Consider the following 12,086-nt stretch of genomic DNA (forward strand, 5'->3'; position numbering starts at 1 on the left):
ATCGACCGGTTCGGTCCCGGTTCTGTCGCCTGCGCCCGGTTGGTCCGGGTCGTCGCCGTTGGAAGTCCCGATCCCCGCCCGGGCCTGTCCGGGGGAGGTTCGGCGGGAAACGCCCAGCCCTCATCGGGTCCGCGCCCGATGATCCACGCCACACATCACCACGCGGCCGCACACGCCGCCAACTGCCGGGCTTGCGCCCCCACTTTGCCACCCGGTGCGCCCTTTCGGGCCCCGCGGTGGCGCAAAGCGTGAGCGGTTCTCGCCCCTCGCCGTCGTCTCGGTCAGGAAAACATTCTCGCCACAGGCCATGCGGCCCGCTTGCGAAGTGCACTGTGCTCCTGACCTCCGGGATCTTGGCGTCCCGTGTCGTTCTGCCGAGTTAACGGGCCCGGCGCCCGAATTCCGTCAGCTCTGCCGCCACGGCAGGCCGCGCGTCTTCCAGCCGTTCAGCGTGCCGCGATGACCGTCCGAATCGAGGTCGCCCTCGAAACCCTCGGCGACATTGGTGCAGTGCTCGAGGCCGCTGCCGGGCCCGATCGCCTCGGCCACGGCGCGGGCCGCGGCCAGCGAGCGTGCCCCCGAGCGGCAAATGAAGAGGATTCGCGACGGCATCCTGCCGCCGTCCCGCCGCAGCGCTTCGGCCACCGAGTCGACGAAGCCGGGATTGGGGGTCATCGCGGGGAAGCTGAGCCACTCGATCGGCCAGACCTGGCGCCCGAGCGCCGAGAGGTCCGGCAGGCCCACGAAGCTCCATTCGGCCCGCGTGCGCACGTCCACGAGCTGGGCGGAAGGGTCGGTCTCGAGAAGGTGCCAAGCCTCGCCTGGGTCAACCACATCGACCGTCACGCCAAGCCCTGCCGACATCATCTCCGCCCTGTCCGTTTCTGTTCTGCCACGCCAAGCCGAACTAAGCTCCGGGCAAGATTCGGGGCAACAGGAATCCGACCCGATCGGGCAAGAAATTCGACCAATTGGGCGGGAAGAATCTCTAACGTTATTTCGGAATGGCAAGTAACGCCGCGTCGTTCGATTGACGCAGCCGCACGATTGATCGGTCATTATTTGTGAGATCGTCCCTGGAGCGCGGGAAGATGAGGCGACACGATTCCACAGAATCGTCTTTTCGACAACCGGTCCGAAACGCGAACATCTCGGTTCGATGACAGTGATGCAAAAACGCCGCCCCGGGGTGAGGCGGCGCCGATGCGTGCCCGTCAGTGCGGGGGTCAGGCCGACAGCTTGCCGATCCGGTGATGCAGGCGCGAGACCTTGCGGCTGGCCGTGTTCTTGTGCAGCACGCCCTTGGTCACGCCGCGCATGATCTCGGGCTGAGCGGCCTGGAGCGCCGCGAGCGCGGTCGCCTGGTTGCCGGTCGCGATCGCCTCCTCGACCTTGCGGATGAAGGTGCGGATCCGCGAGCGGCGCGCCTTGTTGATCTCGGTGCGCTTGAGCGTCTGACGTGCGCGCTTCTTTGCCTGCGGATTGTTGGCCATCTTGATCGTCCGTATCCTCGATTCCGGGTGAGCGGCGTCCTTAGCTCAAAGCCCGCCGCCCGTCAACTGCTGCCCCCGGGCAGTCTCGGTCACTGTCCGCGGAACTGGGGGGTCCGCTTCTCGACGAAGGCGTCCATGCCTTCCTTCTGGTCCTCGGTCGCGAACAGCGCGTGGAAGAGGCGCCGCTCGAAGCGCACGCCCTCGGCCATCGTGGTCTCGTAGGCGCGGTTCACCGCCTCCTTCGTCGCCATCACCGCGAGGGGCGACTTGTCGGCGATCTTGGCGGCGGTGGCGATGGCTTCGTCGACCAGTTCGTCGGCCGGTACGATCCGGCTCACCAGGCCCTTCCGCTCGGCCTCGGCCGCGTCCATGAAGCGTCCGGTGAGATTCATCTCCATCGCGGTCGACTTGCCGACGAAGCGGGTGAGGCGCTGCGTGCCGCCCGCGCCCGGCATGACGCCCAGATTGATCTCGGGCTGGCCGAACTTGGCGGTGTCGGCGGCCAGAATGAAGTCGCACATCATCGCGAGCTCGCAGCCCCCGCCCAGCGCGTAGCCGGCGACCGCGGCGATGACGGGCTTGCGGACGCGCGTCACCGCCTCCCATTCCGAGGTGATGAAGTCCTCGCGGTAGACGTCTACGAAGGACTTGGGCCGCATTTCCTTGATGTCGGCCCCGGCGGCGAAGGCCTTCTCCGAGCCGGTGATGACGATGGCGCCCACGTCCTCGTCCGCGTCGGCCCTGGCGAGCGCCTCGCCGAGTTCGCGCATCAGCGCCGAGTTGAGCGCATTAAGCGCCTTGGGGCGGTTCAGTCGGATCAGCGCGACGTGATCGCGCGTCTCGACGATGATGTTCTCGTAGGCCATCGGGGTCCTCCGGCTGTCTGGCGGGGCCTGACGGCGCCGCGCAGGGTGTAGCCCTCGCGGAACGCCCGATCAAGTGCGGGGCGCGGGCTCAATGCTGGCATTTCGCGCAGTAGAAGGTCGAGCGGCCCGCCTGCACGATGCGCCGGATGGTGCCGGCGCATCCCTGTCGGCGGCACGGCTCGCCGTCGCGATCATACACGAGGAACGCGTGCTGGAAGTAGCCGAGCTCGCCATCCGCCTGCCGGTAGTCGCGCAAGCTCGATCCCCCGGCGGCGATGGCCTCGGACAGCGTCGCGCGGATCTCGGCCACCAGCCGCTCGATCCGGGCGGCCGAGATCGCGCCCGCCATCCGCGCGGGGTGGATGCCGGCACGGTGCAGCGCCTCGGAGACATAGATGTTGCCCAGCCCCGCCACCGTGCGCTGGTCGAGCAGCGCGGCCTTGATGGGCGTCATCCGGCCCGCGAGCCTTGCCGCCAGAACCGGGGCCGAGAAGTCGTTGCCGAGCGGCTCCGGCCCGAGGCGGGCGAGCCAGGGATGCGCGGACAACGACTCGGTCGGCCACAGGTCCATCGCACCGAAGCGCCGGGCATCGTTGTAGACGATGCGCACACCGTCCCCGGTGGTCAGGATCACGTGGTCGTGCGGCCCCGGAGCGGGCGTCGCATGGTGGAACTCTCCCATCATCCGGCCCTCGATCAGCACGCGGCCCGTCATGCCGAGATGGATCAGCCACGTCTCGTCGCCATCAAGGCTCGCGAGGATGAATTTCGACCGCCGTCCCAGCGCCCCGACGCGCCGGCCGGTCAGGCGCTCGGCGAATCGCTCGGGCAGGGGCCAGCGCAGGTCGGCGCGGCGCTGTTCGACCCGCGCGAGCACATGCCCGGCGAGCACGGGCTCGAGCCCGCGGCGCACCGTCTCGACCTCGGGCAGTTCGGGCATGGGGTCCTCGGAGGATCGGATGGCGGATGCCGACCTGTGTCGCCCCTTGCCGCGCCGCGATCAAGGGGCCTGCGCGGGCGCGGCGCCGGGATTGCGACAAAGGGGCCGGCGCGGCGCCGGCGCAGTAGCGCGGGGCGCACATCCGCGCTATCTGTCGGCCCCATGAGCGAGAACAGCCCCCGCGAGACCCATTTCGGGTTCCAGACCATCCCCGAGCACGAGAAGGCGGGGCGCGTGCACGGCGTCTTTTCCTCGGTCGCCGCGCGCTACGACCTGATGAACGACCTGATGTCAGCGGGCGTCCATCGCCTCTGGAAGGACGCGCTGATCGACTGGATGGCGCCGCGTCGCGGCATGCGGCTTCTGGATGTGGCGGGCGGCACGGGCGACATCTCTTTCCGATTCCTGCGCTGCGTTAAGGGCGAAGGCGAGGCCGTCGTCTGCGACATGACCGAGGCGATGCTGCGCGAGGGCGCGCGCCGGGCCGAGGCGCGGGGCATCCACGGGCTCGACTGGGTGACGGGCGACGCGATGCGCCTGCCTTTCCCCGACTGCAGCTTCGACGCCTACACCATCGCCTTCGGCATCCGCAACGTCACGCGCATCGAGGACGCGCTGGCGGAAGCCTTCCGCGTGCTCAGGCCCGGCGGGCGGTTCCTCTGCCTCGAGTTCAGCCAGATGCCCGTGCCGATGCTGCAGAAGCTCTACGATCTCTATTCCTTCAACGTCATTCCGCCGATGGGCCGGGCGGTGACGGGGGACCGCGACAGCTACCAGTACCTGGTCGAGTCGATCCGCAAGTTCCCCGATCAGGAGACATTCGCCGGCATGATCCGCGCGGCGGGCTTCGAGCGCGTGGCCTATCGCAACCTCTCGATGGGGATCGCGGCGATCCACTCGGGCTGGCGTCTCTGAGCGATGGCGAATCCCGTCTCGCACCTCTGGCGCCTGTTCCGCACCGGCGCGACCTTCGAGCGGACGGGCGCGATGCGGGTGATCCTCGACGAGCTCGAGATCACCGGCTGGCCGCGGCTCGCGATCCGCGCCATCGCGCGGCCCTTCGGCTGGTTCGGCCGCGACGGCGATCCCGGCCTGCCGCCGGTTGCCCGCGCGCTGCAGGCGATGGGCCCGGCCTATGTGAAGTTCGGGCAGGTGCTGTCCACCCGCCCCGACGTGGTGGGCGACACCATCGTGGGCCAGCTTCGCTACCTGCAGGACCGCCTGCCGCCCTTCCCGCTGCACGAGGCCCGCGCCGCGATCGAGGAGGAATTCGGCCAGCGCGCCTGGGAGATGTTCGACGACCTGGGCGAGCCGGTGGCCGCGGCCTCGATCGCGCAGGTCCACCCCGCGACCTGGCGGCCTACCGGCGAGAAGGTGGCCGTCAAGGTGCTGCGCCCGGCGATCCGTGCGCAGTTCCGCCGCGACATCGGCGCATTCTACTTCATCGCCCGCTCGCTCGAGCTGGTCGTGCCGCAGGCCCGCCGCCTGCGCCCCACTGCGGTGGTCGCCCATTTCGAGGGCGTGGTGATGACCGAGCTCGATCTCAGGCTCGAGGCCTCGGCGGCGAGCGAGTTTCGCGAGAACGCGGCCGGCGACGAGGGCTTCCGAGTGCCCGCGGTGTTCTGGCCGGGCACCGGGCGGCGGGTGCTGACGCTCGAGTGGATCGACGGGATGCCGCTCGACCCCGTGATCGTCGCGGGTGCGGGCATCGACACGCAGGACCTGGGGGCGCGGATCATCCAGGTGTTCCTGCGCCACGCGCTGAGGGACGGCTTCTTCCATGCCGACATGCACCAGGGCAACCTGCGCGTGGCGCCCGACGGCACGCTGATCGCGCTCGACTTCGGCATCATGGGTCGGCTCGACGCGATCACCCGGCGGCATTACGCCGAGATCCTCTACGGCTTCATCACGCGCGATTACCGCCGTGTCTCGGAGGTGCATTTCGAGGCGGGCTATGTCCCCGCCGACCGCGACGTCGAGGCCTTTGCCCAGGCGCTGCGCTCGATCGGCGAGCCGATCCACGGGCAGGATGTGAGCCAGATCTCGATGGCCAAGCTCCTCGCCTACCTGCTCGAAAACACCGAGCGCTTCGGCATGGAGACGCGGACCGAGCTGATCCTGCTTCAGCGCACCATGGTGGTGGTCGAGGGGGTGGCGCGCACGCTGGACGCGCGCACCAACATCTGGGAGGCGGCGAAGCCCGAGGTGGAGGGCTGGATCCGCGAGAACCTGGGACCCCGCCGGGTGCTGGCCGACCTTGCCGAGACGGCGAAGGTGATAGCGCGCCTCGGGCCCCGCCTGCCGGGCGTCGCCGAGGAGCTGCTGATGCTGGCCGAGGAGATGCGGACCCGCCGCCTGCGCGGGCCGCTGGCCGTCGATGTGCGCGAACTGCCGGCGCAAGGGCTGCTGCGCCCCCGGCTCGTCGCCTTCGCGGCGGGGGCGGCGGTCGCGGGGATCGTCGCCTGGCTGGTCTGACGCCGGGCGCGACCTGCGGCGCCACCCGATCAACCGATTCGCAATCCGGCGCCGCCGCGCGGCGAGCGCGCGCGATCTTGGCGGTTGAACCGCGCGCGGCTTCAAACTACAAAGTTCAGCCGGAATTTCACGCAATCCCCTCGCAGGTTGGCAATCGCGCGAGGGATTAACAGGGCCGGGCAGATGTCGCTGGAAGGCAAGCGTATCCTGCTGATCGTCGGGGGCGGCATCGCGGCCTACAAGTGCCTCGAGCTGATCCGCCTGATCCGCAAGGCGGGCGGCGCGGTGACCCCGGTGCTCACGCGCGCGGCCGAGCAGTTCGTGACCCCCCTCAGTGTCGCTGCGCTGGCCGAGGAGAAGGCGCATACGGCGCTGTTCGACCTCACCGCCGAGGCCGAGATGGGGCATATCCAGCTGAGCCGCGTTGCCGACCTCGTGCTGGTGGCGCCTGCCACCGCCGACCTGATGGCGAAGATGGCGCAGGGGCATGCGGACGACCTTGCCTCGACGCTCCTGATGGCGACCGACACGCCCGTGCTGATCGCGCCTGCAATGAACGTGCGGATGTGGGAGCACGCGGCGACGCGGCGCAACCTTGCCACGCTGGCGGACGACGGGATCGCGGTGGTGGGCCCGAACGAGGGCGACATGGCCTGCGGCGAATACGGGTTCGGGCGGATGGCCGAGCCTGCCGAGATCCTCGCCGCCATCGCCGCGCGGCTCGCGCCCGCCGGGCCGCTGACGGGACGCCGGGTGCTGGTGACCTCCGGCCCCACGCACGAGCCGATCGACCCGGTGCGCTACATCGCCAACCGCTCGTCGGGGGCGCAGGGGTCGGCGATCGCCGAGGCGCTGGCGGCGCTGGGGGCCGAGGTCGTGTTCATCACCGGACCCGCCAGCGCGCCGATGCCGAAGGGCGCCCGCATCTTAGCGGTCGAGAGCGCCCGCGAGATGCTGGCCGCGGTCGAGGCGGCGCTGCCGGTCGAGGCCGCGGTCTTCGCCGCCGCGGTGGCCGACTGGCGGGTCGAGGGGGCGGGGGCATCCAAGATCAAGAAGGACGGCTCGGGCCGCTGCCCGGAGCTGAAGCTGACCGAGAACCCGGACATCCTCAGGACCGTCAGCCACCTGCCCGCGGGCGCGCGCCCCGCGCTGGTGGTGGGCTTCGCCGCCGAGACCGACGACGTGATCGCGAACGCCACGAAGAAGCGCGCCCGCAAGGGCTGTGACTGGATCGTGGCGAACGACGTGCGCCCGACCACGGGCATCATGGGCGGGGCCGAGAACGCGGTGACGCTGATCACGCCCGAGGGTGCCGAGGACTGGCCGAGGGCCTCGAAGGCCGAGATCGCGCGCCGGCTTGCCGCGCGGATCGCCGCGCATCTGGCGGGGGAGGGGGTCGCATGACACTGGAAATTCCGGTCACGCCGCTCGGACACCACGACCCGGCGCTGCCGCTGCCCGCCTACGAGAGCGAGGGGGCGGCCGGCATGGACCTGCGCGCCTCGCTGATGCCCGAGGACCGCGCCGGCGGCATCGCGCTGCCGCCGATGGGCCGGGCGCTGATCCCCACGGGGCTCGCCATGGCCATCCCGTCGGGCTTCGAGGGGCAGGTGCGGCCGCGTTCTGGCCTCGCCGCCCGGCAGGGGATCACGGTGCTCAACGCGCCGGGAACCATCGACAGCGACTTTCGCGGCGAGGTGCGGGTGCTGCTGGTCAATCTCGGGCCGGAAACCTTCCGAGTGCGGCATGGCGAGCGCATCGCGCAGCTTGTCATCGCCCCCGTCACGCGGGCGGCGATGGTGCGGGTGGGGGCGCTTGGCGACACCGCGCGGGGGGCGGGCGGCTTCGGCTCGACCGGGCGGGGCTGAGACGGAACGGGGAGAGGCGCAAGGAAGATGCTGAGACTGTCGCGCAAGACGATGCTGGCTCTCGAGGCGGTGCTGGACGTGGCCTACAACGCCCGGCCCGACCCGGTGCAGTCGAAGGAGATCACCAAGCGGCAGGGCATCCCGCAGCGATATCTCGAGCATGTCATGCAGTGCTTCGTGCGCCACGGCATCCTCAAGGGCGTTCGCGGGCCGAAGGGCGGCTACACGCTGGCGCGAGAGCGGCGGCGCATCACCGTGGGCGACATCGTGCGCGTCGTCGACCAGATCGATGCCGAGTCGGATGCCGAGCCGCTGAGCCAGGCGCCGCTGGGCGAGCAGGTCATCCAGCCGCTGTGGACCGAGACGCGCGACGCGGTGCTGGACAAGCTCGATTCGATCACCATGGAGGATCTTTGCCGGCGCGCGCAGGAACTTGGCGTGCCGCATGGCTCGAAACCGACGCCGGACTTTACCATTTGAGGGATAGACCAACGCTCTTTCTAAGGGGGACGCATGTTCGAGGCGGCGCCGCGCGGGCGGATCTATGACTGTATCACCGAGACGATCGGATCGACGCCGCTTGTGCGGCTGAAGCGTCTCCCGGCCGAGGCCGGGGTCGGTGCCGAGATCCTTGCGAAGCTCGAATTCTTCAACCCGCTGTCGTCGGTCAAGGACCGCATCGGCGTGAGCATGATCGAGGCGATGGAGGCCCAGGGCCGGATCGGCCAGGGCGCCGTGCTGATCGAGCCGACCTCCGGCAACACCGGCATCGCGCTCGCCTTCGTCGCCGCCGCCAAGGGCTACCGGCTGATCCTGGTGATGCCCGAATCGATGTCGATCGAGCGGCGCAAGATGCTGGCCCTGCTGGGTGCCGAGCTGGAGCTGACCGACGCCGCCAAGGGCATGAAAGGCGCGATCGCGCGGGCCGAGGAGCTTGCCTCCACGATCCCGGGCGCAGTGATCCCGCAGCAGTTCGAGAACCCCGCCAACCCGCAGGTCCATGTCGAGACCACCGCCGAGGAGATCTGGGCCGACACCGGCGGGCAGGTGGACGTGCTGATCTCGGGCGTCGGCACGGGTGGCACGCTCACCGGCGTCGGCCGGGTGCTGAAGGCGCGCAACCCCAATGTGCGCATCGTCGCGGTTGAGCCCGAGGACAGCCCCGTGCTGTCGGGCGGCGCGCCGGGCCCGCACAAGATCCAGGGGATCGGCGCGGGCTTCGTGCCGGGCATCCTCGAGCGCGGGCTGATCGACGAGGTGCTGACGGTGGCGAACGAGACCGCCTTCGAGATGGCCCGCCGTCTGGCGAGGCTCGAGGGCATCCCCGGCGGCATCTCGTCGGGCGCGGCGATCGCGGCGGCGCTGGAGGTGGCCGAGCGCAAGGGGATGCAGGGCAAGCGCATCGTTGCGATCCTTCCGAGCTTTGCCGAGAGGTATCTCTCGACCGCGCTGTTCGACGGGCTCTGAGGCCCGCCGCGGCGGGGGAGCCATGCTGTTCCCGCTCATCAAGCTCGCGCTGTTCGGCGTCGGCTGGCTGATCGCCCGCGCGGCGATCCGGGCGGCACGGCGCGCCGGCGCGCTCGACGCCCCCGCGGCCCGGGGCGTGATGCGCGCGGCGCTCGCGCTTGTCGTCGGGCTCTACTGGTATCCCGAACTGGTCTGGGCGGCGGCGCATCCCGGCGCGGTGGCACGGGGCTTGGGCTATCTTGGCTTGACGGCGCTGCCCGTGGGGGGTTTCGTCCTGTTCCTGCGCTGGGCGCATCGCCGCGCGAGGCAGGCCGGGAGGGACCGATGAGCTTCGACCGCGACGAGCTGGAGCGCTATGCGCGCCACATCGTGCTGCACGAGATCGGCGGCCCCGGCCAGCAGCGGCTCAAGCGCGCGCGCGTGCTGGTGGTGGGGGCGGGGGGCCTTGGCTCGCCCGCGATCCTCTATCTTGCGGCGGCGGGCGTCGGGCGGCTCGGGGTCGTGGACGACGACGAGGTGAGCCTGTCGAACCTCCAGCGGCAGGTGCTGCACCACACCGACGAGGTGGGTGCCCCTAAGACCGAGAGCGCCGGGCGCGCCGTGGCGCGCCTCAACCCGCATGTCGAGGTGGTGCCCCATGCCCTGCGGCTGGACGAGGAGAATGCCGCGTCGATCCTCGCGGACTACGATCTCGTGCTCGACGGGTCGGACAATTTCTCGACGCGCTACCTCGTGAACCGGGCGGCGGCGCGGTTGGGCAAGCCGCTGGTTTTCGCGGCCATCGGACGGTGGGAGGGGCAGGTCGCGGTGTTCGACCCCGCGCGCGGCGGGCCCTGCTACGAATGCATCTTCCCCGAGCCGCCGGCGCCCGGCCTCGTGCCGGCCTGCGCCGAGGCCGGCGTGCTGGGTGCCATGGCGGGCGTGGTGGGCGCGATGCAGGCGGTCGAGGCCGTGAAGCTGATCGTGCAGGCGGGCGAGCCGCTGCGCGGGCGGCTGATGCTCTACGACGCGCTGGGGGCCGAGGCGCGCGTGATCCGCGTCAGGCGGCGCGAGGGCTGCGCGGTCTGCGCGGGCGCCGGGCAGAGCTGACGGCCGCTCGGGCGCGGACCCGTGACGGCTTACGCTGCGGGACCGCCTGCCTCGCCGCAGCCCGCACGCATCCGTTACTCGGGCAGGATATCGACCCAAACCAGCCGGTGGTCCGAGGATGCAGGCTCGCGCCCCCCTTTCACGAGGGCGGCAAGAGGATCGCCCTTGCCGGGCCAGAACACGCCCGCGCCCGCGACCGTCAGGTCCGCCGAGGACAGGAGGTAGTCGACCCGCAGGTTGCCGGGGCCGGGCGCATCGCGCCAGTCCGCGGTGTCGGTGGCGTGCGGGCCGCGATGGCGCGCATTTGCGCCGCCTTGCCGCGCCGACGCCTCGGCCGCGCCGGGGCTTTCGGGCGCCGGGTCGCGCAGGCGGGGATGGGCAAGCAGGGCCTCGATCGCGTCGCGCCTTGCCTCGCCGTCAGCGGGGTCGGCATTGAGGTCGCCCGCGACCACGAAGCGGTCGCCGGGGCCAAGCCCGCCGGGGGCGCCCGCATCGTCCGTGAGCCAGCCCGCACCGTCGATCATCGCGCCAAGAAGCCTGATCTCGTCGGCATTGCGCGCGCCGTTGCGGTCCTCGGGGCCGTCGAACACGGGCGGCGTGGGATGGGCGGCCAATAGGTGCAGCCTGTCTCCGCCCGGCAGGGTCGCGGGCACGATCCAATGCGATTTCGAGCTGAGGCGAAGGGCCTGCCACACCGCGTCGTCGTGGAACGGGCGACCGCCGGGGTGCCGGGGGCGGCGTGCCTCGGGCAGCGCCGACCAGAGGAACAGGCGGTAGCTGCGCGCCTCGCCCAGCGGCAGGCGGCTGAGGACCGCCATGCCGTACTGCCCCGGAAACATCCCGAAGCCCCAGGCATCCTCCGCCCCCATACGCCGCCCGTCGCCGTCGAGATCGATCCCCGAGGGCTCGCCCGAATTCACCCGTCCCTGGAAGCGGTGGGGATAGGCGAGGCCCGGCAGGTCCGCGACGCCCCCGGCCAGCAGCGCCGCGAAGGCAGCAAGCGCGCGCCCCTCGGGGTCGCGGTCGAACTCCTGCAGCAACACGATGTCGGGCCGGACCCGAAGCAGGATCTCGGCCACCGCCATCACCTGCGGCGCGCGCTTGAGGATGTCCTGCTCCAGCAGCCCCGCGCCACGGCGCGACAGCGCGGTGTTGAAGGTCGCGACCCGCACCGCGCCCTCGGCGCGCCCAAGGTCGAGCGCCGCCCCCCGGTCGGGCGCGGCGAGGGCGAGCGCGAGCGCGACGGCGGCGCCCGCCCGGCGCATCAGGCTCCCGCGAGCCAGGGGGTCCGGGTCGCGCGCTTCGCCTCGAAGTCCGCGATGGCGTCCGCCTTCTCCATCGTGAGGCCGATGTCGTCGAGCCCGTTCAGCAGGCAGTGCTTGCGGAAGGGATCCACCTCGAAGCCGATCGAGCCGCCATCGGGGCCGGTGATGGTCTGGCTCTCCAGATCGACGGTCACGATGGCGTTGGCGCCGCGCTCGGCGTCGTCCATCAGCTTGTCGACCTCCTCCTGCGGCAGCACGATCGGCAGGATGCCGTTCTTGAAGCAGTTGTTGTAGAAGATGTCCGCGAACGAGGGCGCGATCACGCAGCGGATGCCGAAGTCGAGAATCGCCCAGGGGGCGTGCTCGCGCGACGAGCCGCAGCCGAAATTCTCGCCCGCGACGAGGATCTTGGCATCGCGGTAGGCGGGCTTGTTCAGCACGAAATCGGGGTTCTCGCGCCCATCGCTGTCATAGCGCATCTCGCTGAACAGGCTGACGCCGAGGCCTGTGCGCTTGATCGTCTTGAGGAACTGCTTGGGGATGATCATGTCGGTGTCGACATTGATCTGCGGCAGGGGCGCGGCGACGCCGGTGAGCTTGGTGAACTTGTCCATGGTCTC

14 protein-coding genes are annotated in these 12,086 nt (G+C 70.7%); 8 read left to right on the forward strand and 6 right to left on the reverse strand.

Annotated elements, in window-relative coordinates:
• Positions 1-405 precede the first annotated feature (405 nt).
• The 4 genes from M1105_RS11860 to mutM all read right to left on the reverse strand — a co-directional run bounded on the left by M1105_RS11860 (position 406) and on the right by mutM (position 3,299).
• A complete protein-coding gene (locus tag M1105_RS11860) occupies positions 406-867 on the reverse strand; it encodes a rhodanese-like domain-containing protein (protein WP_249580582.1) in 462 nt (153 codons plus the stop codon).
• 359 nt (positions 868-1,226) lie between these two features.
• Positions 1,227-1,493, reverse strand: a complete 267-nt coding sequence (rpsT, locus tag M1105_RS11865) for a 30S ribosomal protein S20 (protein ID WP_249580583.1) — start codon at positions 1,491-1,493, stop codon at positions 1,227-1,229.
• 89 nt (positions 1,494-1,582) lie between these two features.
• Entirely contained in the window at positions 1,583-2,359 is a 777-nt protein-coding gene (locus M1105_RS11870; protein ID WP_249580584.1) for an enoyl-CoA hydratase, read from the reverse strand.
• An 88-nt stretch (positions 2,360-2,447) separates the two neighbouring features.
• A complete protein-coding gene (gene mutM, locus M1105_RS11875; RefSeq protein ID WP_249580585.1) occupies positions 2,448-3,299 on the reverse strand; it encodes a bifunctional DNA-formamidopyrimidine glycosylase/DNA-(apurinic or apyrimidinic site) lyase in 852 nt (283 codons plus the stop codon).
• 162 nt (positions 3,300-3,461) lie between these two features.
• Between mutM and ubiE the strand changes: the two genes are divergently transcribed.
• From ubiE to M1105_RS11915, 8 genes are all read left to right on the forward strand, one after another.
• Positions 3,462-4,214 carry a bifunctional demethylmenaquinone methyltransferase/2-methoxy-6-polyprenyl-1,4-benzoquinol methylase UbiE gene (gene ubiE, locus M1105_RS11880; protein ID WP_249580586.1) on the forward strand — a complete coding sequence of 251 codons (753 nt, stop codon included), beginning with the start codon at positions 3,462-3,464 and terminating at the stop codon, positions 4,212-4,214.
• 3 nt (positions 4,215-4,217) lie between these two features.
• The gene (ubiB, locus tag M1105_RS11885) at positions 4,218-5,777 is read left to right on the forward strand and encodes a 2-polyprenylphenol 6-hydroxylase (protein WP_249580587.1); all 1,560 of its coding nucleotides are present in this window, start codon (positions 4,218-4,220) and stop codon (positions 5,775-5,777) included.
• A gap of 183 nt (positions 5,778-5,960) precedes the next feature.
• Positions 5,961-7,181 carry a bifunctional phosphopantothenoylcysteine decarboxylase/phosphopantothenate--cysteine ligase CoaBC gene (gene coaBC, locus M1105_RS11890; protein ID WP_249580588.1) on the forward strand — a complete coding sequence of 407 codons (1,221 nt, stop codon included), beginning with the start codon at positions 5,961-5,963 and terminating at the stop codon, positions 7,179-7,181.
• Positions 7,178-7,645, forward strand: coding sequence for a dUTP diphosphatase (dut, locus tag M1105_RS11895; RefSeq protein WP_249580589.1), 468 nt, complete (start codon positions 7,178-7,180; stop codon positions 7,643-7,645). Before coaBC ends, dut begins: the two co-directional genes overlap by 4 nt.
• A gap of 27 nt (positions 7,646-7,672) precedes the next feature.
• Positions 7,673-8,125, forward strand: coding sequence for an RrF2 family transcriptional regulator (locus tag M1105_RS11900; RefSeq protein WP_249580590.1), 453 nt, complete (start codon positions 7,673-7,675; stop codon positions 8,123-8,125).
• A gap of 33 nt (positions 8,126-8,158) precedes the next feature.
• On the forward strand, positions 8,159-9,112 hold the full coding sequence (gene cysK, locus M1105_RS11905) for a cysteine synthase A (RefSeq protein ID WP_249580591.1): 954 nt from the start codon (positions 8,159-8,161) through the stop codon (positions 9,110-9,112).
• A gap of 22 nt (positions 9,113-9,134) precedes the next feature.
• A complete protein-coding gene (locus M1105_RS11910; protein ID WP_249580592.1) occupies positions 9,135-9,440 on the forward strand; it encodes a hypothetical protein in 306 nt (101 codons plus the stop codon).
• On the forward strand, positions 9,437-10,201 hold the full coding sequence (locus M1105_RS11915) for a HesA/MoeB/ThiF family protein (RefSeq protein WP_406600619.1): 765 nt from the start codon (positions 9,437-9,439) through the stop codon (positions 10,199-10,201). Before M1105_RS11910 ends, M1105_RS11915 begins: the two co-directional genes overlap by 4 nt.
• Before the next feature lie 74 nt (positions 10,202-10,275).
• Here the strand turns inward: M1105_RS11915 and M1105_RS11920 are convergent, their stop codons facing one another.
• The gene (locus M1105_RS11920; RefSeq protein ID WP_249580593.1) at positions 10,276-11,466 is read right to left on the reverse strand and encodes an endonuclease/exonuclease/phosphatase family protein; all 1,191 of its coding nucleotides are present in this window, start codon (positions 11,464-11,466) and stop codon (positions 10,276-10,278) included.
• Entirely contained in the window at positions 11,466-12,080 is a 615-nt protein-coding gene (gene leuD, locus M1105_RS11925) for a 3-isopropylmalate dehydratase small subunit (protein ID WP_249580594.1), read from the reverse strand. Before leuD ends, M1105_RS11920 begins: the two co-directional genes overlap by 1 nt.
• Positions 12,081-12,086 lie beyond the last annotated feature (6 nt).

It is taken from the genome of Thermohalobaculum sediminis (genome assembly GCF_023487995.1).
Lineage (GTDB): Bacteria > Pseudomonadota > Alphaproteobacteria > Rhodobacterales > Rhodobacteraceae > Thermohalobaculum > Thermohalobaculum sediminis.

Coding starts and splice junctions, on each gene's coding strand:
- M1105_RS11860 (WP_249580582.1), bottom strand. CDS start 867: ATGATGTCGGCAGGGCTTGGCGTGACGGTCGATGTGGTTGACCCAGGC.
- rpsT (WP_249580583.1), bottom strand. CDS start 1,493: ATGGCCAACAATCCGCAGGCAAAGAAGCGCGCACGTCAGACGCTCAAG.
- M1105_RS11870 (WP_249580584.1), bottom strand. CDS start 2,359: ATGGCCTACGAGAACATCATCGTCGAGACGCGCGATCACGTCGCGCTG.
- mutM (WP_249580585.1), bottom strand. CDS start 3,299: ATGCCCGAACTGCCCGAGGTCGAGACGGTGCGCCGCGGGCTCGAGCCC.
- ubiE (WP_249580586.1), top strand. CDS start 3,462: ATGAGCGAGAACAGCCCCCGCGAGACCCATTTCGGGTTCCAGACCATC.
- ubiB (WP_249580587.1), top strand. CDS start 4,218: ATGGCGAATCCCGTCTCGCACCTCTGGCGCCTGTTCCGCACCGGCGCG.
- coaBC (WP_249580588.1), top strand. CDS start 5,961: ATGTCGCTGGAAGGCAAGCGTATCCTGCTGATCGTCGGGGGCGGCATC.
- dut (WP_249580589.1), top strand. CDS start 7,178: ATGACACTGGAAATTCCGGTCACGCCGCTCGGACACCACGACCCGGCG.
- M1105_RS11900 (WP_249580590.1), top strand. CDS start 7,673: ATGCTGAGACTGTCGCGCAAGACGATGCTGGCTCTCGAGGCGGTGCTG.
- cysK (WP_249580591.1), top strand. CDS start 8,159: ATGTTCGAGGCGGCGCCGCGCGGGCGGATCTATGACTGTATCACCGAG.
- M1105_RS11910 (WP_249580592.1), top strand. CDS start 9,135: ATGCTGTTCCCGCTCATCAAGCTCGCGCTGTTCGGCGTCGGCTGGCTG.
- M1105_RS11915 (WP_406600619.1), top strand. CDS start 9,437: ATGAGCTTCGACCGCGACGAGCTGGAGCGCTATGCGCGCCACATCGTG.
- M1105_RS11920 (WP_249580593.1), bottom strand. CDS start 11,466: ATGCGCCGGGCGGGCGCCGCCGTCGCGCTCGCGCTCGCCCTCGCCGCG.
- leuD (WP_249580594.1), bottom strand. CDS start 12,080: ATGGACAAGTTCACCAAGCTCACCGGCGTCGCCGCGCCCCTGCCGCAG.